This window comes from Bradyrhizobium sp. 44, from assembly GCF_023073095.1.
Lineage (GTDB): Bacteria > Pseudomonadota > Alphaproteobacteria > Rhizobiales > Xanthobacteraceae > Bradyrhizobium.
In genome coordinates, this window is record NZ_JADPIY010000014.1 from 662,273 (window position 1) to 683,208 (window position 20,936).

Annotated in this window: 25 protein-coding genes; 8 read left to right on the plus strand and 17 right to left on the minus strand. The window is 63.4% G+C overall.

Features of this window, described 5'->3' with window-relative positions; all coding sequences use genetic code 11:
• Nucleotides 1–17: 17 nt before the first annotated feature.
• The 13 genes from IVB41_RS14020 to urtA form a co-directional block, all read right to left on the minus strand.
• On the minus strand, nt 18–764 hold the full coding sequence (locus IVB41_RS14020; RefSeq protein ID WP_247432865.1) for an urease accessory protein UreF: 747 nt from the start codon (nt 762–764) through the stop codon (nt 18–20).
• A complete protein-coding gene (locus IVB41_RS14025; RefSeq protein ID WP_247431952.1) occupies nt 745–1,353 on the minus strand; it encodes an urease accessory protein UreE in 609 nt (202 codons plus the stop codon). The genes IVB41_RS14020 and IVB41_RS14025 overlap by 20 nt, the downstream gene beginning before the upstream one ends.
• 14 nt (nt 1,354–1,367) lie before the next feature.
• The gene (locus IVB41_RS14030) at nt 1,368–1,667 is read right to left on the minus strand and encodes a putative quinol monooxygenase (protein ID WP_007599815.1); all 300 of its coding nucleotides are present in this window, start codon (nt 1,665–1,667) and stop codon (nt 1,368–1,370) included.
• A gap of 140 nt (nt 1,668–1,807) precedes the next feature.
• A complete protein-coding gene (gene ureC, locus IVB41_RS14035) occupies nt 1,808–3,523 on the minus strand; it encodes an urease subunit alpha (protein ID WP_247431955.1) in 1,716 nt (571 codons plus the stop codon).
• Between the two features lie 37 nt (nt 3,524–3,560).
• Nucleotides 3,561–4,100: an HD domain-containing protein gene (locus IVB41_RS14040; RefSeq protein WP_247359505.1), complete on the minus strand. Its 540-nt coding sequence runs from the start codon at nt 4,098–4,100 to the stop codon at nt 3,561–3,563.
• A gap of 57 nt (nt 4,101–4,157) precedes the next feature.
• Nucleotides 4,158–4,463 carry an urease subunit beta gene (locus IVB41_RS14045; protein WP_007599812.1) on the minus strand — a complete coding sequence of 102 codons (306 nt, stop codon included), beginning with the start codon at nt 4,461–4,463 and terminating at the stop codon, nt 4,158–4,160.
• 9 nt (nt 4,464–4,472) lie between these two features.
• On the minus strand, nt 4,473–4,775 hold the full coding sequence (locus IVB41_RS14050; protein WP_027570212.1) for an urease subunit gamma: 303 nt from the start codon (nt 4,773–4,775) through the stop codon (nt 4,473–4,475).
• A gap of 33 nt (nt 4,776–4,808) precedes the next feature.
• On the minus strand, nt 4,809–5,639 hold the full coding sequence (locus tag IVB41_RS14055) for an urease accessory protein UreD (protein ID WP_247431958.1): 831 nt from the start codon (nt 5,637–5,639) through the stop codon (nt 4,809–4,811).
• A 31-nt stretch (nt 5,640–5,670) separates the two neighbouring features.
• Nucleotides 5,671–6,366 carry an urea ABC transporter ATP-binding subunit UrtE gene (gene urtE, locus IVB41_RS14060; RefSeq protein ID WP_007599806.1) on the minus strand — a complete coding sequence of 232 codons (696 nt, stop codon included), beginning with the start codon at nt 6,364–6,366 and terminating at the stop codon, nt 5,671–5,673.
• Nucleotides 6,367–6,369: 3 nt separating this feature from the next.
• A complete protein-coding gene (gene urtD, locus IVB41_RS14065; protein WP_247359503.1) occupies nt 6,370–7,131 on the minus strand; it encodes an urea ABC transporter ATP-binding protein UrtD in 762 nt (253 codons plus the stop codon).
• Entirely contained in the window at nt 7,128–8,306 is a 1,179-nt protein-coding gene (gene urtC, locus IVB41_RS14070) for an urea ABC transporter permease subunit UrtC (RefSeq protein ID WP_247431963.1), read from the minus strand. Before urtC ends, urtD begins: the two co-directional genes overlap by 4 nt.
• Nucleotides 8,303–9,910 carry an urea ABC transporter permease subunit UrtB gene (gene urtB / locus IVB41_RS14075; RefSeq protein WP_027570209.1) on the minus strand — a complete coding sequence of 536 codons (1,608 nt, stop codon included), beginning with the start codon at nt 9,908–9,910 and terminating at the stop codon, nt 8,303–8,305. Before urtB ends, urtC begins: the two co-directional genes overlap by 4 nt.
• Nucleotides 9,911–9,994: 84 nt before the next feature.
• A complete protein-coding gene (gene urtA / locus IVB41_RS14080; protein WP_027570208.1) occupies nt 9,995–11,317 on the minus strand; it encodes an urea ABC transporter substrate-binding protein in 1,323 nt (440 codons plus the stop codon).
• Between the two features lie 479 nt (nt 11,318–11,796).
• On the opposite strand from urtA, the gene IVB41_RS14085 reads away from it, so the two are divergent.
• The 3 genes from IVB41_RS14085 (at nt 11,797) to IVB41_RS14095 (ending at nt 14,187) form a co-directional block, all read left to right on the plus strand.
• Nucleotides 11,797–13,392, plus strand: coding sequence for a DEAD/DEAH box helicase (locus IVB41_RS14085; RefSeq protein WP_247431966.1), 1,596 nt, complete (start codon nt 11,797–11,799; stop codon nt 13,390–13,392).
• A gap of 23 nt (nt 13,393–13,415) precedes the next feature.
• A complete protein-coding gene (infA, locus tag IVB41_RS14090) occupies nt 13,416–13,703 on the plus strand; it encodes a translation initiation factor IF-1 (RefSeq protein ID WP_007599789.1) in 288 nt (95 codons plus the stop codon).
• Between the two features lie 271 nt (nt 13,704–13,974).
• The gene (locus IVB41_RS14095) at nt 13,975–14,187 is read left to right on the plus strand and encodes a cold-shock protein (RefSeq protein ID WP_007599788.1); all 213 of its coding nucleotides are present in this window, start codon (nt 13,975–13,977) and stop codon (nt 14,185–14,187) included.
• 77 nt (nt 14,188–14,264) lie between these two features.
• Here the strand turns inward: IVB41_RS14095 and IVB41_RS14100 are convergent, their stop codons facing one another.
• The 4 genes from IVB41_RS14100 to IVB41_RS14115 all read right to left on the minus strand — a co-directional run bounded on the left by IVB41_RS14100 (nt 14,265) and on the right by IVB41_RS14115 (nt 17,232).
• Nucleotides 14,265–14,915: a TadE/TadG family type IV pilus assembly protein gene (locus IVB41_RS14100; protein WP_247359497.1), complete on the minus strand. Its 651-nt coding sequence runs from the start codon at nt 14,913–14,915 to the stop codon at nt 14,265–14,267.
• Nucleotides 14,916–14,920: 5 nt separating this feature from the next.
• A complete protein-coding gene (locus IVB41_RS14105) occupies nt 14,921–15,493 on the minus strand; it encodes a TadE/TadG family type IV pilus assembly protein (protein WP_027570205.1) in 573 nt (190 codons plus the stop codon).
• Between the two features lie 261 nt (nt 15,494–15,754).
• Complete coding sequence (locus tag IVB41_RS14110; RefSeq protein WP_027570204.1) at nt 15,755–16,252, minus strand: pilus assembly protein N-terminal domain-containing protein; 498 nt, start codon at nt 16,250–16,252, stop codon at nt 15,755–15,757.
• Between the two features lie 152 nt (nt 16,253–16,404).
• Nucleotides 16,405–17,232 (minus strand): sterol desaturase family protein, encoded by an 828-nt coding sequence (locus IVB41_RS14115; RefSeq protein ID WP_027570203.1) that lies wholly within the window; start codon nt 17,230–17,232, stop codon nt 16,405–16,407.
• Nucleotides 17,233–17,492: 260 nt separating this feature from the next.
• Here IVB41_RS14115 and IVB41_RS14120 point away from each other — a divergent pair, with 260 nt between their 5' ends.
• The 5 genes from IVB41_RS14120 to IVB41_RS14140 all read left to right on the plus strand — a co-directional run bounded on the left by IVB41_RS14120 (nt 17,493) and on the right by IVB41_RS14140 (nt 20,930).
• A complete protein-coding gene (locus IVB41_RS14120; protein ID WP_007599783.1) occupies nt 17,493–17,657 on the plus strand; it encodes a Flp family type IVb pilin in 165 nt (54 codons plus the stop codon).
• A gap of 73 nt (nt 17,658–17,730) precedes the next feature.
• Nucleotides 17,731–17,871 (plus strand): hypothetical protein, encoded by a 141-nt coding sequence (locus IVB41_RS14125; protein ID WP_197031224.1) that lies wholly within the window; start codon nt 17,731–17,733, stop codon nt 17,869–17,871.
• Between the two features lie 122 nt (nt 17,872–17,993).
• A complete protein-coding gene (locus IVB41_RS14130) occupies nt 17,994–18,518 on the plus strand; it encodes a prepilin peptidase (RefSeq protein ID WP_027570202.1) in 525 nt (174 codons plus the stop codon).
• A 127-nt stretch (nt 18,519–18,645) separates the two neighbouring features.
• On the plus strand, nt 18,646–19,443 hold the full coding sequence (gene cpaB, locus IVB41_RS14135; RefSeq protein ID WP_027570201.1) for a Flp pilus assembly protein CpaB: 798 nt from the start codon (nt 18,646–18,648) through the stop codon (nt 19,441–19,443).
• 11 nt (nt 19,444–19,454) lie between these two features.
• Entirely contained in the window at nt 19,455–20,930 is a 1,476-nt protein-coding gene (locus tag IVB41_RS14140; protein WP_027570200.1) for a type II and III secretion system protein family protein, read from the plus strand.
• Nucleotides 20,931–20,936 lie beyond the last annotated feature (6 nt).

Below are 20,936 nucleotides of genomic sequence, written 5' to 3' on the forward strand. Positions count from 1 at the left end.
GAGTGTACTGCCCGCAATCAAGATCTGAACAGCCGCGTATATTGTGTCTCGTGCCGCAGGCTGGCGAGGTCGGCGCGAAATGTCGCGCCGCCGAGATCGTCCAGCGTCGCATTCAGCGCACGATTCGCCGTCGCGGCAACCGCGGCTTCCAGCCTCACCAGCACGCGCTGGCTGTCGGTCTGGCCGAGCGGAATGAGCCGGCTGGCCGCGGAGATCCAGTTCGAGACCAGCGCATGAAGGAAGGCGTGCAGCGTCGGCGCCAGCGGCACGCCGTGCATCGCGGCGACCACGCCAACGGCAACGGGATAGACCAGTGGCGTCCGGCATGCCGCAACCATGGCATCCAGCCCGTCGGCATCCCACGCGGCGCGGGCGATATCGATGAAGGCACGGCCCTGCGATGTCGTCTCCAGCTGCCGCTCGCGCGAGGACACGAACGCCGCGGCGAGCTCGGCGATATCGGCGATATCGGCGATATCGCTCAAGGTGTCGCCCTCGCCCGCTTCAGTGGCGCGATAGGCGTGGACCAGAAACGTCGCATCGCAGAAGCCCGAGCCGTCGCGAAGCATCGCATCGAGCCAGTCCGCCAGCGACGCGGTGTCGGTGATGTCGCCGGCCTCGACCGCCCATTCGATGCCGCTGGAGTAGGAAAAGCCCCCGACGGGAAACGCGGGCGACAGCCAGGTCATCAACCGGTACAGCGCCGCCGCCTCGCGCTCCGCGAGGTCGCGGGCCGCGACCGGCTCATTTGTGGTCATGAGCATGCTTGTGGCCGTGGTGATGATCGGGGTGATCGCAATGCTCGTCGTGGTGATGGTGATCGTGACCGTCGCCATGTGCGGCATGATCATGGTGATGATCATGATGATCATCGTGGCCATGATGGTGATGCGCATGGTCGTCGTGTCCATGCGCATGACCGGCATCGGCATAGGCGCCGCCCTCGGGATCGAACGGCGCCTCGATCTCGATCACGCGCGCACCGAGGCCCTTCACCATGGCTTCGATGACGTGGTCGCGGCGGATGCGCAGGCCCTTGGCCATGATCTGCGTCGGCAGATGACGATTGCCGAGATGCCAGCCGACGCGAATAAGGTGGTGCGGATCGTGGCCGCGGATCTCGAGCAGCGGCTCGGGCGCGGCGACCACCTCGACCAGCCGGCCGTCCTCCAGCACCAGCGCATCGCCGCCGCGCAGCGCGACGGCATTCTCCAGGTCGAGCAGGAACTCGAGCCCCCGCGTCCCCGTCATCGCCATGCGGCGGCGGTGTCGATCGTCGAAATCGAGCACGACCGTATCCGCCGGCGCTTCCGCGAAGCGGTGTTGTCCCCTGACCTGCGTCGCCCGGATCATGCGCTTTTACCCCGTTACCGTGTCTCGACCTTCTCGGGCGTGATCACTTCAATCTTCGGCGGCGCCGTAAAACACTTCACCGCGACGCGGCCGAAGGTCTTCATGTGCTCCATGGCGCGATGCGGCACCAGCGCCTCGGCATTCTCCCACTGCTCGACGAACACCATCTTGGCGGGATCGGTGACGCTCTCATGCAGATCATAGGCGATATTGCCGGGCTCTTTTCGCGTCTCCTTGATGCAGGCAGTGGCGGCTGCAATGAACTCGGCGCGCGTTTCAGGCTTGATGGTCAAGGTGGCGACGACATAGATCACGAGAAATCCTCCCGGCTTTTCTTCTGGGCTTCAGATACCGGGCGGGACCTTAGACCAGGCGGGATCGAACGCAAAACCGGAAAAGCTGTCTCCGATATGCGACCAAGACATATTCCTGGGACATGCGTTGAGGCGCTATTTCAGTACATGAAATATCGTTGCGCCATCGGCAGCACCTCGGCGGGGGCGCAGGTCAAAAGCTCGCCGTCGGCACGGACCTCATAGGTCTCCGGATCGACCTCGATATTGGGCGTGGCGTCGTTGTGAATCATGCTCTTCTTCGAGATCCTGCCGCGGGTGTTCTGGACTGCATAGAGCTTCTTGTCGATGCCGAGCTTGCGCGCGACGCCACCGGTGATCGCGGCCTTCGAGGTGAACACCACAGAAGACGCAGTGCGCGCCTTGCCGAACGCGCCGAACATCGGCTGGTAATGCACCGGCTGCGGGGTCGGGATCGAGGCGTTGGGATCGCCCATGGGAGCCGCGACGATCATGCCGCCCTTGACGACGCAATCCGGCTTGACGCCGAAGAAGGCCGGCGACCACAGCACGAGATCGGCGAGCTTGCCCTTCTCCACCGAGCCGATCAGCTTCGAAACGCCGTGGGCGATCGCGGGATTGATCGTGTATTTGGCGATGTAGCGCTTGACCCGGAAATTGTCGTTGTCCTTGCCCTTGTCCTGCGGCAACGAGCCGCGCTGCTTCTTCATCTTGTCGGCGGTCTGCCAAGTCCGGATGATGACCTCGCCGAGGCGGCCCATGGCCTGGGAGTCCGAGGAGATCATGGAGAGCGCGCCGAGATCATGCAGGATGTCCTCGGCCGCGATGGTCTCCTTGCGGATGCGGCTTTCGGCAAACGCCAGATCTTCCGCGATCGAGGGATCGAGGTGGTGGCACACCATCAGCATGTCCAGATGCTCGTCGATGGTATTGCGCGTGAAGGGCCGCGTCGGGTTGGTCGAAGACGGCAGCACGTTCTTCAGCCCCGCGACCTTGATGATATCAGGGGCGTGACCGCCGCCGGCGCCCTCGGTGTGGAAGGCGTGGATGGTGCGGCCTTTGAACGCCTTGATGGTATCCTCGACGAAGCCGGATTCGTTCAGCGTATCGGTGTGGATCATCACCTGGATGTCGTAGTCGTCGGCGACCGACAGGCAGGTGTCGATCGCGGCCGGCGTCGTGCCCCAGTCCTCGTGCAGCTTCAGCGCACAGGCGCCGGCCTTGATCATCTCGACCAGCGCCGCGGGCCGCGAGGCGTTGCCCTTGCCGGAGACGCCGAGATTGACCGGGAAGGCGTCGAACGACTGGATCATCCGCCCCATGTGCCAAGGCCCCGGCGTGCAAGTGGTGGCGAACGTGCCATGCGAGGGGCCGGTGCCGCCCCCTAGCATCGAGGTGACGCCCGACATCAGCGCGTGCTCGATCTGCTGCGGGCAGATGAAATGGATGTGGCTGTCGAAGCCGCCGGCGGTGAGGATCTTGCCTTCACCCGCGATCACGTCGGTGCCGGGGCCGATGATGATGGTGACACCGGGCTGGATGTCGGGATTGCCGGCCTTGCCGATGCCAGCGATCATGCCGTCCTTGATCGCGACGTCGGCCTTCACGATGCCCCAGTGATCGACGATCAGCGCATTGGTGATGACGGTGTCCGCCGCGCCCTGCTTGTTGGTGACCTGCGACTGGCCCATGCCGTCGCGGATCACCTTCCCGCCGCCGAACTTCACTTCCTCGCCGTAGGTGGTGAAATCCTTCTCGACCTCGATGATGAGGTCGGTGTCGGCCAGCCGCACCTTGTCGCCGGTGGTCGGGCCGAACATGTCGGCATAAACGGGACGCTTTATTTTGACGGACATCACAAGCCCCGTTTGCGTTTGAATTTTGGATCCGTGCTCACAGCGAGGTCCTCGCTGTGAGCACCGTGTCGTCGAATGTCGTATCGAGCCAGGAGTTACCGCCGCGGCAACCGGCGACAACCTGCTCGGCCCAGTCGGTGTAATCGACGAGGTCGTCACGTTCCGCGGCCGTCGGATCCGAATGCACCCGCGCGCCGATATTGCTGATCTTGTCGGCGATCTTGATCAGCCTGGCGCCAGCCGATTTTTTCGGTGCGTCGAGCACCTGACGCCGCCGCCGCTCCGGCTTCGGCAGACTCATGTCGTCGGTGCATTCCTCGACAAGCGACGCGACACGGTCGGAGAATTTTTGCGCGAGCTCCTCGCGCGTGGTGTCGGTGTCCTCGATCGCATCATGCAGCCAGCCGGCGGCAACGAGTTCGGCGTCGGTGCCGTCGGTCGCGGTCGCAAGCAGGTTCGCGACCTCGGCGAGGTGGTTGATGTAAGGCTCATGACCGCGGCCCTTGCGCGCCATGCCGTTGTGGCGGCGCGCGGCGAGTTCGGCGGCTTCGGAGATGAGGCGGACAGGTGACAGCATGGCAAAGTCCTCCGTTTTCGCCTCAACCGTGGCGCGCCACGCTCGTTCCTGTGGATTTCACAGCTTCCCCATCACGTCGCCGCGGAAGCCGTAGATGGTCTTCTTACCGGCCACCGCGACGAGCTGAACGTCGCGGGTCTGGCCCGGCTCGAAGCGAACGGCGGTGCCGGCGGCGATGTCGAGGCGCATGCCGCGGGCTTTCTTGCGATCGAACTTCAGCGCCGGGTTGGTCTCGAAGAAATGGTAGTGCGAGCCGACCTGGATCGGGCGGTCGCCGGTGTTGGCGACCGTCAGCGTCACGGTTTTGCGGCCGGCATTGAGCTCGATCTCGCCGTCCTGGATGAAGAGTTCGCCGGGGATCATGCTTCTCTCCTACCTGATCGGCTCGTGCACGGTGACGAGCTTGGTCCCGTCCGGAAAGGTCGCCTCGACCTGGATGTCATGGATCATCTCTGGGATTCCCGGCATCACCTGCTCGCGGGTGAGGACCTGCGCGCCCGCCTGCATCAGCTCGGCGACGGTGCGGCCATCGCGCGCGCCCTCGAGGATGAAATCGGAGATGAGCGCGATCGCCTCCGGATGGTTGAGCTTGACGCCGCGATCCAGCCGGCGGCGGGCCACGATCGCCGCCATCGAGATCAGAAGCTTGTCCTTTTCGCGGGGAGACAGGTTCATGCGAAATCTCTTCCGTTCAACACTTTCGGCCGATCAATTGAGCCAGAGCCGCGGCAGCGCCGCACCGGTGCGCGCCAATACGGCCATCATGTCCGCGCGCAGCCGCGCCGCATCTTGGGCACAGAACCGTGCCATTGCAAAGCCATTCCAGGCGGATATCCCGACCTCGCCGGCGAAGGATTCCGAGGCCTCGCGGAGACGCTCGATCAGGGCCTCGTCGCCGGGCACGATCAGCGCCGTGCCGATCGCAGCGCCGCCCTTGGCCACCGCCGATCGCGCAAGCTTTGCGCCGATATTGCCGTCGAGCCTGACGGTCTCGGCGAACACTAGCTTGCCGCCGCGACGCAGCCGCCAGTGGTCGACGAACTCGCCTTGCTCCATTCGTTCGCCCATGGCGGTACGGCCGAACACCACGATCTCGCACAGCAGAAGCGAGGCAGTCGCATCGAGGTCGATGTCGAAGCGGCGCCGCACGCGCGCCCGGTCGAACAGGATCGTCTCCTGCGGCAGCCAGCCAAGATGGGCGCCCGCGGCAACCTTCAGCGCTATATTGAGCTCCGCCGCCCGCCCTGGCGCGCGGTAGACCTTTTCCGCGGCTGCCGTCGTCAGCGTCAGCTTCGAGCTATCTGCGGCCGCGATTTCGATGTCGAAACGATCGCCGCCCGCAACGCCGCCGGCCGTGTTGACGAACACACCGGAGAGACCCTCGTCCTCCGGCGAAGGGAAGCGCACGCGCAGGGAGCCGGACTCATGCAAGATCCCGCGACGTGTCACACCGTCACGCGCGTGGACGTCGAAGCGCACCGCGCCGCGGGCACGGTTGGCGTCGAACACCGAAGATGTCGCTAAAACGTCGCTGCGCATCCGCCTCCCCAGCCGGTCGCGGCAGAATGGCCTACAGCGCCATCTGGCGGCTGATTTCGCTCGCGTCGAGATTGGAGCGGTCGCAGGTGAACTTCACCGCGCCGCGATCCATCACCGCAAAACTGTCGCCGAGTTCGCAGGCAAAGTCGAGATATTGTTCGACCAGCACGATGGCGATGTTGCCGAGATTGCGCAGGTACGAGATGGCACGGCCGATGTCCTTGATGATCGAGGGCTGGATGCCCTCGGTCGGCTCGTCGAGCAGCAGCAGCTTTGGCCGCATCACCAGCGCGCGCCCGATTGCGAGCTGTTGCTGCTGGCCGCCGGAGAGATCGCCACCGCGCCGGCCGAGCATGGATTGCAGCACCGGGAACAGCGAGTACACGTCGTCCGGAATGTGCTTGTCCTCGCGCCTGAGCGGGCCGAAGCCGGTCTTGAGATTTTCCTCGACCGTCAGAAGCGGAAATATCTCGCGCCCCTGCGGCACGAAGCCGATGCCCTTGCGCGCGCGCTCATAGGGCTTCAGACCCGTGATATCGTTGCCGTCGAGCACGATCGCGCCCGAGGAAATCGGGTACTGCCCGACCATCGCGCGCAGGAGCGAGGTCTTGCCGACGCCGTTGCGCCCGAGCACGCAAGTGACCTTGCCGGGTTCGGCCGCGATCGACACGCCGCGCAGCGCCTGCGCCGCGCCGTAGAACAGGTTGATGTCCTTGACCTCAAGCATCGCTCACCGCCCCAGATAGACTTCGATGACCCGCTCGTTGGACGAGACCTGGTCGATGGTGCCTTCCGCGAGCACGGTCCCCTCGTGCAGGCAGGTGACCTTGACGCCGAGCTCGCGCACGAACGTCATGTCGTGCTCGACCACCATCACGGTGTGGGTCTTGTTGATTTGCTTGAGCAGCTCGGCGGTGAGATGCGTCTCGACGTCGGTCATGCCGGCGACGGGTTCGTCGACGAGAAGCAGTTTCGGATCCTGTGCGAGCAGCATGCCGATCTCGAGCCACTGCTTCTGGCCGTGGCTGAGGCTGCCGGCGAGACGGGCGCGGGCATCGGTGAGGCGGATCGTCTCCAGCACCTTGTCGATCTGCTCGGATTCCGCCCGGCTGCCGCGCCAGAACAGCGTACCCTTGACGCTGTGGTCGACATTGAGCGCGAGCAGCAGGTTGTCCTGCACGGTCTGGCTCTCGAACACGGTCGGCTTCTGGAATTTGCGGCCGATGCCGAGCTCGGCGATACGGGTTTCGTCCAGCCGCGTCAGATCGGTGACGCCGTCGAACAGCACGGTGCCTTCGTCAGGCTTGGTCTTGCCGGTGATGATGTCCATCATTGTGGTCTTGCCGGCGCCGTTCGGGCCGATGATGGCACGCATCTCGCCGGGCTCGAGCGTCAGCGAGAGGTTGTTGATGGCGTGGAAGCCGTCGAACGAGACGTGCACGCCGTCGAGATAAAGCATTGCGGAGGTGGCGCGGGTGTCCATGACGTTCATTGCGCTTCCTCCGCCATTTTAGGTTCGGTGACGCCGTCTTCGGCCGCGGCGCTCGCATTGGTCGCGGCGTCGCGCCTTTCCTTCGACGAGTCCCACCATGCGTTGAACGTGCCGACGATGCCCTTGGGCAGCAGCAGCGTCACCAGGATGAACATGGCGCCCAGCATGAACAGCCAGTAAGGCGCGAGCATGCCGGAGGTGAAGAACGTCTTTGCGTAGTTGACGACGACGGCGCCAAGCGCAGCGCCGACCAGCGTACCGCGGCCGCCGACCGCGACCCAGATCACTGCCTCGATCGAATTGCCCGGCGCGAATTCGCTTGGGTTGATGATGCCGACCTGCGGCACATAGAGCGCGCCGGCGACGCCGGCCATGCAGGCCGACACCGTGAACACGAACAGCTTGTAGGATTCGACTCGATAGCCGAGGAAGCGCGTGCGCGATTCCGCATCGCGCACGGCGATCAGTACTTTGCCGAGCTTGGACGAGACGATGGCGCGGCAGATCAGGAAGCCGGCGATCAGCGCCAGGCAGCTCAGCGCGAACAGCGCAGCACGCGTGCCCTCGGCCTGCACGTTGAAGCCCAGAATGTCCTTGAAGTCGGTCATGCCGTTGTTGCCGCCGAAACCGAAATCGTTGCGGAAGAAGGCGAGCAGCAGTGCATAGGTCATCGCCTGCGTGATGATCGACAGATACACCCCCGTGACGCGGGAGCGGAAGGCGAGCCAGCCGAAGCAAAAGGCGAGCAGCCCCGGCACGATCAGCACCATCAGCGCGGCAAACCAGAACATGTCGAAGCCGTACCAGTACCAGGGCAGCTTCGAATAGTTCAGGAACACCATGAAGTCCGGCAGGATCGGGTTGCCGTAGACGCCGCGGCTGCCGATCTGCCGCATCAGGTACATGCCCATCGCGTAGCCGCCGAGCGCGAAGAAGGCGCCGTGGCCGAGCGAAAGGATGCCGCAATAGCCCCAAATCAGGTCGATCGAGAGCGCCAGGATGGCGTAGCAGACATATTTGCCCCAGAGCGCGACCAGATAGGTCGGCACCTGCAGGAACGAGCCCGCGGGCAGCAGCAGGTTGGAGAGCGGGATGAGGATGCCGCAGGCCACGACGACGGCAAGGAAGATCGTCGCGCCGCGGTCCAGCGATCGCGTCAGCATGTGAGGGGTCATGCTTCCACCGCACGGCCCTTGAGCGCGAACAGACCGCGCGGCCGCTTTTGAATGAACAGGATGATGAGAACGAGGATGGCGATCTTGCCGAGCACGGCGCCGGCGACCGGCTCCAGGAATTTGTTGGCGATGCCGAGCGTGAAGGCGCCGACCAGCGTGCCCCAGAGATTGCCGACGCCGCCGAACACCACGACCATGAAGCTGTCGATGATGTAGCTCTGGCCGAGATTGGGGCTGACATTGTCGATCTGAGACAGCGCCACGCCGGCGATGCCGGCAATGCCCGAGCCGAGGCCGAAGGTCAGCGCATCGACACGCGAGGTCGCGATGCCCATCGAAGCCGCCATGCGGCGGTTCTGCGTGACCGCGCGCATCTCGAGCCCGAGTGCGGTGTAGCGCAGCATCGCGAGCAGAATAACGAACACCGCGAGCGTGAAGACAAGAATCCAGAGCCGGTTATAGGTAATCGTGATCTGGCCGAGCTCGAACGCGCCGCTCATCCAGGAGGGGTTGCCGACCTCGCGGTTGGTCGGGCCGAACATGGTGCGCACGGCCTGCTGCAGCACCAGCGACAGGCCCCACGTCGCCAGCAGCGTCTCCAGCGGACGGCCATAGAGAAACCGGATGATGCTGCGCTCGATCACGACGCCGAGCGCGCCCGCCACCAGGAAGGCGAGCGGTACCGCGATCAGCAGCGAATAGTCGAACAGGCCGGGATAGCGGGTGCGGATCACCTCCTGCACCACGAAGGTGGTGTAGGCCCCGATCATCACCATCTCGCCATGGGCCATGTTGATGACGCCCATCACGCCGAACGTGATGGCAAGCCCGATCGCGGCAAGCAGCAGCACCGAACCGAGCGAGAGGCCGTACCAGGCATTCTGCACCATCGACCAGACCGCGAGCGAACTCTGGATCGAGCCGATTGCGCTCGCGGCAGCCTTGGTCACCGAGGCCGGCTGGTCGCCCATGCCGGTGAGCAGCGCCATCGCCTCCTGGTCGCCGCGCGCCTTGATGGTGGCAACGGCTTCGAGCTTCTCGACCTCGGTGGCATCGGGCTTGAACAACAGGATCGCCGCGCGGGCGTCGCCCAGCGCAGCCTTGACGGATCGGTTGGTTTCCTTGGCGAGCGCGCCGTCGACGGCTTCGAGCGACGTCTCCTCATGCGACTTGAAGACGGATTGCGCCGCCTGGAGCCGCGCTCCGATGTCGGGTGACTGCAGCGTCAGACTGCCGATCGCGGCATCGACGCTGCGGCGCAGGCGGTTGTTGAGGCGGACCGCGCTTGCACTGTCGGGCACGCTGGCCACGGCCTGACCGGTCGCGGCATCGATCGACTTGCCGTCGGCGCCGGTGACGTACACCTTCTTGCTGTCCGGATCGGCCATCAGCCGGCCGTCCTGGAGCGCGCTGATGATCGGAAAGGCCAGCGTATTGCCGCTGCTCGCGACCACGCCGATCGCCTCTTCCGTGTCGGAATAATCGTCGTTGGCGAATTTGGCGACCGCATCCTCGAACGGACCAGCCAAGGCCGGCAGTGCGAACGCGATCAGGAACAACGAGAGCAGGAGCGAACAGAGGCGGGCGGACAAATTGGCTGGCACTGTGAAAGACCCCGGCAGAAAAGGGTGGAGAAGGCGGCGGGATCGCCGCCTTCTCCGATCATGCAATGAAGTGTCAGATTCGGATCAGGAACCCGAACCGAGGCACTTGTTGCTCTTGGTGTTGAAGTTGCCGCACTTCTTGCCGACCCAGTCGCCGACCAGGTCCTTGGAGCCGTCGAGCTCCTTCGACCAGGCGTCGCCCGCGACAAGACCCGGGGTCTTCCACACCACGTCGAACTGGCCGTTGGCTTTGATTTCGCCAATGAACACCGGCTTGGTGATGTGATGGTTCGGAAGCATCTTGGAGGTGCCGCCGGTCAGGTTCTTGGCTTCGATGCCCGGGAGCGCGTCGATCACCTTGTCCGGATCGGTCGACTTCACCTTCTCGACCGCCTTGACCCACATGTCGAAGCCGATCACGTGCGCTTCCATCGGATCGTTGGTCACGCGCTTCGGATTCTTGGTGTAGGTCTGCCACGCCTTGATGAACTTCTCGTTCTCCGGCGACTTGATCGACTGGAAGTAGTTCCAGGCGGCGAGATGGCCGAGCAGCGGCTTGGTGTCGATGCCGGCGAGTTCTTCCTCACCCACCGAGAACGCGACGACCGGGATGTCCTTCGCCTTGATGCCCTGGTTGCCGAGCTCCTTGTAGAAAGGAACGTTGGCGTCGCCGTTGATGGTCGAGACCACGGCGGTCTTCTTGCCGGCCGAGCCGAACTTCTTGATGTCGGCCACGATCGTCTGCCAGTCGGAATGACCGAACGGCGTGTAGTTGATCATGATGTCTTCCTGGGCGACACCCTTGGACTTCAGATAGGCTTCCAGGATCTTGTTGGTGGTGCGTGGATAGACGTAGTCGGTGCCCGCGAGCACCCAGCGCTTCACCTTCTCGTCCTTCATCAGATAGTCGACGGCGGGGATCGCCTGCTGGTTCGGCGCGGCACCGGTGTAGAACACGTTGCGCTCGCTCTCCTCGCCCTCGTACTGCACGGGGTAGAACAGGATGCTGTTCAGCTCCTTGAACACCGGGAGCACCGACTTGCGCGACACCGAGGTCCAGCAGCCGAACACGACCGAGACCTTGTCCTTGGTGATCAACTCGCGCGCCTTCTCGGCGAACAGCGGCCAGTTCGAAGCGGGATCGACGACGACGGCTTCGAGCTTCTTGCCGTTGACGCCGCCCTTCTTGTTCTGCTCGTCGATCAGGAAGAGGATGGTGTCCTTCAGCGTGGTCTCGCTGATGGCCATGGTGCCGGAGAGAGAATGAAGCACGCCGACCTTGATGGTGTCGTCCGCGGCTTTCGCACCGGAAATGGAAGCCAGACCAAGCATCAGTCCGGCGGTCGCGGCGAGAACGCCACGGCGGCTAAATGGCGCCGCTATATCGTGAGTGGATTTGCTATGCATGAGTGTCTCATCTCCCTGACGCAGACGTGAAAAACGCTGCGAAACGGCCCCAACGGCCGCCTGCGATTAACGGATTCGCAAGAACCGTGCCATGGATTAGACACATATTACGCCATTGATTTCGCTGGGGAAATCGACAGAAAACCAAGCATCGCCATAGCCGCGCCGCCTAAACCTTGAGCAATTCGAGTGTATGCGAATGTGGCAGGCAGGCTATTTTCTAAGCAAATTTCCCACCCTGGCTAAATTTCCGGCATAACTATTTCTGCACCGCGATCGCCATTTGTGGTGCGCCTGCCTTGAAAGCGCCGCCTCAATGTTCCATATGGGGGGCGAGGTCTCTTGCGAATCAGAGACCGTTGCGAGCCGCGTGTTCTTAAGCCCTTACGGGCGTCTGGCTTGCCCCATCCCATCAAGCCATCCGACACCCCAAACACGCAGGTGTCCCTCTCGACACCCTTTTGCGCGCGCCGCGCCGAATGCGCCGGGCGCCCGCTTTTGACATGGAAAGAACCCACCTTTTGACTTCGTTTCAGGATTTCGGCCTCGCCGAACCCATCGCTCGTGCTCTCACCGAAGAGAACTACGTCACCCCCACCCCCATCCAGACCCAGACGATTCCGACCGCGCTGACCGGCCGCGACGTCGTCGGCATCGCCCAGACCGGAACCGGCAAGACCGCGTCTTTCGCGCTGCCGATCCTGCACCGCCTGCTCGAGAATCGCATCAAGCCGCAGCCGAAGACGACCCGCGTCCTGGTGCTGTCGCCGACCCGCGAACTGTCCGGCCAAATCCTCGACAGCTTCAACGCCTATGGCCGCCACATCCGCCTGTCCTCGACCCTCGCCATCGGCGGCGTGCCGATGGGCCGTCAGGTCCGCTCGCTGATGCAGGGCGTCGAGGTGCTGGTCGCCACCCCCGGCCGTTTGCTCGACCTCGTGCAGAGCAACGGACTGAAGCTTGGAAGCGTCGAATTCCTCGTGCTCGACGAAGCCGACCGCATGCTCGACATGGGCTTCATCAACGACATCCGCAAAATCGTCGCCAAGCTGCCGATCAAGCGGCAGACGCTGTTCTTCTCGGCCACCATGCCGAAGGACATCGCCGAGCTGGCCGACGCCATGCTGCGCGACCCTGCCCGCGTCGCGGTGACCCCGGTCTCCTCGACCGTGGAGCGCATCCAGCAGCGCATCATCCAGGTCGACTTCTCCGCCAAGCCGGCGTTCCTCGCCCAGCTGTTGAAGCAGGAGCAGGTCAACCGAGCCCTGGTCTTCACGCGCACGAAGCACGGCGCCGACAAGGTCGTTAAGACACTCGAGAAGGCGGGGATCCCGGCCAGCGCCATCCACGGTAACAAGTCGCAGAACCATCGCGAACGGACGCTTGCCCAGTTCCGCACCGGTGAAATCCGCACGCTGGTCGCCACCGATATCGCCGCCCGCGGCATCGATGTCGACGGCATCACCCACGTCATCAATTTCGACCTGCCCAACGTGCCGGAGACCTATGTGCATCGCATCGGTCGCACCGCGCGCGCGGGTGCCGAGGGTACCGCGATCTCACTGGTCGCAGGCGGCGAGGAGCTGAGCTATCTCCGCGATATCGAGCGGCTGATCAAAGTGGCGCTGCCGCGTGAGGATCGCCGCACCGACGCCGGCCGCCGGGATGCGGGCCCTTCCCCGCAGCAGCAACGACAGGGTCGGCCGGGCCGCCCGGGCCAGCGTCCGCAAGGCGCAAGGTCTGGTGAGGGACGCCACGGTGACGGTCGCCGTGCCGACGAAAGGCATGCGGACGGGCGCCACCACAGTGCCGCCAAGCAGGGCGACGGAAGACCCGGCGAGGGACGGCATGGCGACGCCAGGCGTGCTGACGCACGGCCCGGCAGTGGCCCGAAGGCTTCGAAGGCTCCTCGTCGCGACCACACCGGCGGCAAGGCGCATTCTTCGCCAAACGGCCGTCCGGAACAGCGTTCCGCGCATAGCGCCGGGGCGTCTGATGGGATACAAGGCGTTGCCTTTTTGCGCCGCGAGAGTCGACCGAACGGCCAACCGAACCGCAAACCCCATTCGCACTAGCCGTCCACGACCTGGAGAAATTCATGGCTAAGGAAGAGCTGATCCAGTTCGAAGGACTGGTCACCGAAATCCTCCCCGACGCGCGCTACCGCGTGCAGCTCGACGCCGGACACGAGATCGTCGCCTACACCGCCGGCAAGATGAAGAAGAACCGCATCAAGACTCTGGCGGGCGACCGCGTGACGGTTGAGATGTCGCCCTATGACCTCGAAAAGGGCCGGCTGATTTTCCGCCACAAGGACGAACGTCCGAGCGGGATGGGCGGCCCTCCGCGCCCCGGACAGCGCGGCGGCCAGTTCCGCCGCCGCTAGTCGGGAGGCTCAGCGCGCGAGCGCGGACCTGAAGTTCCGACCTGTATGCTGATCCGCCGTGAACATCACGGCGGATCAAAAAATCGTGCACGTCAGCATTGTTTTGGGGTTCTGTTTCCAATAAAATGAGTTAATCGATTTTCGGCCGGACGACATTAGCATCCACCGGTACAGCCGGTTCAGACACGCTGACGACCCTTCCAAAAATTCGATCTAACCTGTCCGCGCGAGCGGGCTCTGACATTGTGTTATCTGAGAAGGGACTACCCCCATGAGCATGGGAACCGTGAAGTGGTTTAACGCGACCAAAGGCTTCGGCTTCATCCAGCCCGACGATGGCGGCCAGGACGTGTTTGTCCACATCAGCGCTGTGGAGCGTGCAGGCCTCGGCACGCTGCGCGAAGGTCAGAAGATCTCCTACGAGATCGTGGCCGACCGCCGTTCCGGCAAGTCGGCAGCGGACAACCTCCGTTCCGCCGGTTGAGCCTACCGCTTACGGCCCCGATCGGCTCGAGCGAACAAGTTAAAAGAAAAGGCCGGGCACAATGCCCGGCCTTTTTTCTAGTTCAGGGGGCACGGCAGCGACGGTACGCCGTTGTAAGGAACGCAGGTGACCTGGCGCGGCCGCGTGTAGGAGATATCGCTCAGCGTGATGCCCGACTTCAGAACAAATTTGACAGAAGGCGTGTAGAGGTAACTCGCCTCGCTGTAAATGAGGTAGGTCTTCGGGATCAAGAGCGTCGATGGAATCATCGAGGTGACCGTGGTACCAGCAGCCAGAGCCGAGGGCGGAGCCGTCAGCGTGGCCTGCGTCGCACCGTTGGCAATGGTGGCGGACTGGCTCCATTTAATTTTGGCGACGCTGCTCGAGTCGATATAGATCTGAAGAACCGTGCCGTTCACGAGCGTAGCGTCGTAAGGCATGATCATCGAAATGCTTGCCGTGAACGTGTCCTGCAAGTCGTTCGAGTCGAGCGACGTTGACTGCGACGTCAAATCGGACAGTGTCCGTGCAATCATTGTGACTTTGCGATCAATCGCCACGGCCGATGAAAATTCGACGGTACCGAAGAACATCACCAGCATCAGCGGCACGATGACCGCGAATTCGGTCGCCGCGAGCGCGCGCTTGTCGGCGACGAAGTCACGCACGAAGTGACCGGTATTCCTCCAGATATGCGCAATCGGCTGCATCGGCTTGCTCGAATCCATCTGTCTCAAAAAGGTTCGTTCTTGAAGGCCGCGGTCGCGACCAGCAGCCGTTTGTTGCTGCAGCCCATGTTGAAGCCAAGGCCGGTGACGATGAGCGGCCACTGATAGAACAGGCGCACCACGACGACCTGGCCGGCGGCCCCGGCATTGTACTGCACGCCGGCCGGGTTGAAGCTGCAGGAATTGCCGTAGCTGGTGAGGCTTAGTGCTCCGAACGAGTTTGTACTCACAACGTCGATGTAGAGCTTAGTGCAATCAAAGAGCGCTGGGATCTGGCTGCAGACGTAAGCCTTGAACGTCGTTTGCGAGCAGGGCGTGCTCACGCCGGACACCGCGCAGGCCGCCACCGAACCGGATTGCGCCTGCCCCGTCAGCAACACCCGCGCGGAATTCTGGCTGGCGCTCTCGAGCACCTGGGTCGCCAAGAACATCAGCGCCGTCTCGATGATGGCGAACAGCAGCGCGAAGAACATCGGTGCGACCAGCGCGAACTCGACGGCTGCGGAGCCGCGGCGACTGCCGCGAAACCGGCGCAGCATGGCGAGGAGCGTGAACCTCGTAGGTGCAGGCGAAGGCATCAAATTCCCCAGCAGCAGAAGCAATCATCTGCCATGTTCAATAGCGGAAACTGATTGTTTAAGTGTTTCAGGCGATCCGCACCCGGCGACCCGGGCCATTAGGGGCGCGTTAACCGTGAACGACCCAGGCCAAGGAGACGAGAGCATTGAGACGAGCATACGGAGAGAGAAACTCATGCGCCCGCATCGGCCCGGGGCGATCCTTGCCCCGGCAAACCCGCCAATCAAACTCGCTGGTTGGTCTTACTTAGTTGGTCTTACTCAGTTCGTCTTGGCGCCCGCACCAGCATTGCCGCTGGCCGTGCTGCTCAACGAACCGGCCTGACTCATCGTGTTGTTGAAATAGGTGTCGCTGTCGCCGAGCGTCACGCGACGCTGGCAAACCGGCATGCAGCTGTAGGACTCGCGCTCGATCCCGCGATAGACGGTGACGAGCCGATCGCTCGGACCTTCGACCTGGATCTGGCGATCGACCAGGATCTCGCCGCCTCTGTCGAGCGCGATGAAATTGGTGGCGCCATAGCCCTTGCCGGTCACGACGATCATGCCACCAGGCTGGAGCGTGACGTCGGCGATCATGGGATTGCCGACCACGATGGTCGCCACCTTGCCAGGCAACCGCACCAGCTTGGCCTGGTCGACATTCACGGCTATGGCATCTGCGGTCGGCTCGGCAAGGCCAGCAGCCGGCGATGCCAGCACCGCGGCCGCAACCAGAAGACAGACGCGCGCATGACGGCGCAGCAGTTGTTTACGCATACTCTTACCCCCGGGACGTCACAAACCGGCAGAAGCAATCAGATAACAGCCGAGCCGGTGCCCGACCCGGCTAACCTGCCCTCAATTCGTGAACGTTCCGCAAATTCGCCGACTATTGTTTGAACGGACTGGCATTTCGCGGCCCCGAGAACCTAGCGGCGGAACGGATAGGCAAGCTGCCCTCCGATCTCCTTCGGCATGGTGGCTTCATCCTTGCCGTAATCCTGCGGCAATTGCCCCTCGGGCATCCGGAAAGTGCCGAACAGCACATCCCAGATCGGGAACGTGCCGGCAAAATTGGTGTCGCCGCCCTCTGCGAGCGAGGTGTGGTGCCAGCGATGGAACACCGGCGTCGCCAGCACATATTTGAACGGCCCGAAGGTCCAGTTGAGGTTGGCGTGCACGAAGGCCGAATGGAAGGTCGTGAACGGGGCGAGCCAGACCATGGCGTTCGGCGAAATGCCGGCCATCAGCAGCACGACGTCGACCGCGATCGTACCGAGCACGAGATTGACGGGATGGAAGCGGGCCGCGGAAATCCAGCTGATCTCCTCCGAGGAGTGATGGATCGCGTGGTACTTCCAGAACCCGCCGCCGTGGAACAACCGGTGCAGCCAGTACAGCATGAAATCGGACAGGACCAGGAACAGCACGGCCTGGACCCAGAGCGGCAATAGCGACAGCGGGCCGTGGCCATTGTCGTAGAAGGCGATGAGTTCGTCGGCATCATGGATGTTGAAGACGAAGCTCGCACCGACGATCAGAAGGCTGATCCGCATGACGCGTGCGAACACCGGAACGACAAACCAGTAGCAGATGTCCGTGACGATCTCCCGCTTGCGCCACCAGGGCACGCCGGGATTGCAGGCCCAGACGTGCTCGAGCACGGTGAAGACCACCGCGAGCGCGAAAGTCGTGGGGATCACCTTCGCGATGGTCTCGCCGAGCATCAGGGCGATTTCCATGGGCAGGCTCGACATTGTCGCCTCTCTTGCGAATTGCTGGTCCCGCCTACGCGTACTCCCTCAAATTTAAGGGACGGTGAAGCCGGAACTGCGCTTGCTGCACATCCGGAACTGGAACGATTGCAGCTGGCTGCCTTAAGGCGAAATTCACTCTGGCCAGCGGCAGGCGGGTTTGCCCGATCGAATTAACTCTCCCGAAAGAGCTCGGATCTCATGGTCATTGGGTCAAGCACAACGCCGAACGAGGCGATCCCACCCCAGATGGAGTTTTGTTCATGAAGAACCTGATTGCGCGTTTCGCGAAAGATGAATCCGGCGCCACCGCCATCGAATACGGCCTGATCGCCGCCGGCATCGCGCTGGCCATCATCACCGTCGTCAACAATCTCGGCACCACGCTGAACGCCAAGTTCACCTCGATCAGCAGCTCGCTGAAGTAAGCGATCGACGAACGACGGCAAAAGCCCCGGGCCTCCGGGGCCTTTGTTTTTCAGACGGCGAGTTCCAGTGGCGTTGAGCAAGTACAGAACCGATGCCGCGGTCGCGGCAAACGCGGCGGAGGCCGCGCAGACCGGCTCGCCGGCTTACTGGGTCTGCCTGGCCCTGCTGCTTGCGACCGTCGCGCTCGCCGCACGCATCGCCTCCCTCTGGTGAGCACGCCTTCGGCTGGCTCCGCCCATCGAAACGGCTGCCGCCGTTTTCGGTTTGTTTAGCACTGCCGGCTAGAATCCGGCGACGCCAGCTCCGCGGCAAACCCAGGCCTCAAGACGCAACCCATGATCCTCGACCTTGCGCGCCTTCTGCTCTTCCCTGCCCTGATGGCGTTTGCCGCCGCGAGCGATCTCTTCACGATGACGATCTCTAACCGCGTATCGCTGGCGCTGGTCGCCGGCTTTTTCGCGCTCGCTCTCGCCGGTGGCATGGCACCTTACGAGATGCTGAGCCATGTCGGCTCAGGTGCGCTCGTCCTGGTCGTGGCTTTCACCTGTTTTGCGATGGGCTGGGTCGGCGGTGGCGATGCCAAGGTCGCGGCCTCCGTCGCACTCTGGTTCGGGTTCGCACAGCTGATGAACTTCCTGCTCTACGCCTCGCTGTTCGGCGGGGCGCTGACGCTGCTCCTGCTCCAGTTCCGGCAGTGGCCGCTGCCTTATGGGCTGGCGGGCCAGGCCTGGCTCGCGCGGCTGCACGCCAAGGAGAGCGGCATTCCCTACGGCATCGCGCTCGCAATGAGTGCGCTGATGGTCTACCCGGAGACCGAATGGGTGAAGGCGATCGACCTCGCTCACCTCGCATTGCGCTGAACGCATCGGGTCAACCCGGCGTTAAGGCGATTTAGATACGCCTCATTAACCATGCTTTGACGAATAGCTGGTCAACTGCCGATTACGGCGGCGTCAGCGTCGCGGCGTTTGTTGGAAAGTGAAGCGTATGAATAGGGCACGCATTGTCGTCCTGACGGTCGCCATCTGCGCCGGCGGTGTCGCCGCGTATCTGGCGAGCGGCTCGGACAATTCTGCGCCGCCTCCGGCTCCGGTCGCGCAGCTTCCCACCGTCGACGTCCTGGTCGCCAAGAACGACATCGGCCTCGGCCAGACCGTCAAGCCGGAAGACGTGCAATGGCAGACCTGGCCGTCCGCGACCGCCAGCACCACCTTCATCCGCCGCAACGAGCGCCCGGAGGGGGTAACCCAGGTCACCGGCTCGATCGCACGATCCCCCTTCATCCAGGGTGAGCCGATCCGCGACCAGAAGCTGGTCAAGGCCGAAGGCTCCGGCTTCATGGCGGCAATCCTGCCCACCGGCATGCGGGCGATTTCGACCGAGATCTCGCCGGAAACCGGCGCAGGCGGCTTCATCCTCCCCAACGACCGCGTCGACGTGCTTCTGACGCGCCGTCTCAAGAATCCGGACCAAAGCAGCGGCGCGCCTGATGTGATCACGTCCGAGATCATCCTGGCCAATATCCGCGTCCTGGCCATCGACCAGGCGCCGAAGGAGAAGGACGGGCAGAACGCGGTGGTCGGCAAGACCGTCACCCTCGAGCTCAATCCTGCGCAGACTGCGACGCTCTCCTCCGCACGCCAGAGCGGCACGCTGTCGCTGGCGTTGCGCAGCATCGTCGACGTCAAGCTGAGCGAGATCACGCTCGATGATTCCGCGCAGAAGCGCGATGGCATTTCGATCATTCGGTACGGTATCCCAAGCTCGACGGCGAAGGCACGATGAGGACTGTCGATATGAAATGCAGGGCGAACTTGGCGACGATGCGAACCTCTGTGGTCCGCGCCCTGTCGTTTTCGGCCACCGTCGCGCTCGCGCTCAACCCGGTGCTGACCCCTGTGGTTGCCGCCGACTATCGCCCTGTGGCGCAGGCTGCGGCCGACGGTCAGATGAACGCGCGATTCCTCTCGCTCGGCATCGGCAAGTCGATCGTGATCGACCTTCCGCGTGACATCAAGGACGTGCTTGTCGCCGATCCCAAGATCGCCAACGCGGTCGTCCGCTCGGCGCAGCGCGCCTACATCATCGGCGCCGCGATCGGCCAGACCAACATCGTGTTCTTCGATTCCGCCGGCCAGCAGATTGCGGCCTATGACATCGCGGTCAAGCGCGACCTCAACGGCGTGCGGGCCGCGCTGAAGCAGGTCCTGCCGAACTCAGACATCCAGATCGACGGGCTAGGCGACGGCATCATCCTGACCGGTTCGGCCGCGAATCCCGCCGAAGCCCAGCAGGCCAACGACCTCGCCGTGCGCCTCGCGGGCGGCCCCGAGAAGGTCGTGAACTCGATCGTGGTCCGCGGCCGCGACCAGGTCATGCTCAAGGTGACTGTTGCCGAAGTGCAGCGCAGCATCATCAAGCAGCTCGGAATCGACCTTACCGCCAACCTCAGCTACGGCACCTCGGTCGTCAGCTTCAGCAACTCCAATCCGTTCACGGCTCTCGGCAAGAACCTCGTCGACGGCAACAATCTGACCACCAAGTTCGGCGGGGCCCCGTCGGTGCAGGCCACCCTGCGTGCGATGGAAACCGCGGGTGTGATCCGGACGCTGGCCGAACCGAATCTGACCGCGATCTCCGGTGAATCGGCAACATTCATCGCCGGCGGTGAATTCCCGGTGCCTGCCGGCTACGCGTGCGACCCTACCACGCACGTTTGTACCACCCAGATCAGCTTCAAGAAGTTCGGCATCTCGCTCAACTTCACCCCCGTCGTTCTCACCGAGGGCAAGATCAGCCTGCGGGTGATGACGGAGGTCTCTGAGCTCTCCAACGAAAACGCGATCACGCTGTCCCAGGCCGTAACCTCGACCTCGGTCAACTCGCTCACGGTGCCCTCGATCAAGACCCGCCGCGCAGAAACCTCACTGGAAATTCCCTCCGGAGGTGCGATGGCTATGGCCGGCCTGATCCAGCAGCAGACCAAGCAGGCCGTCAGCGGACTGCCGGGCCTGATGCAGCTCCCGGTCCTCGGCACGCTGTTCCGCAGCCGCGACTTCGTCAACAACGCGACCGAGCTGGTCGTGATCGTGACGCCCTATATCGTTCGCGCAGTTGCGCAAAAAGATCTGTCGCGGCCGGATGATGGCTTCTCCGCGCCTGCGGATCCGCAGGCCGAACTGCTCGGCAACATCAACCGCATCTACGGCGTGCCCGGCCGGACCGAACCGGCCAAGAACTACCGCGGCACCTACGGCTTCATCACCGACTGAGGCGGA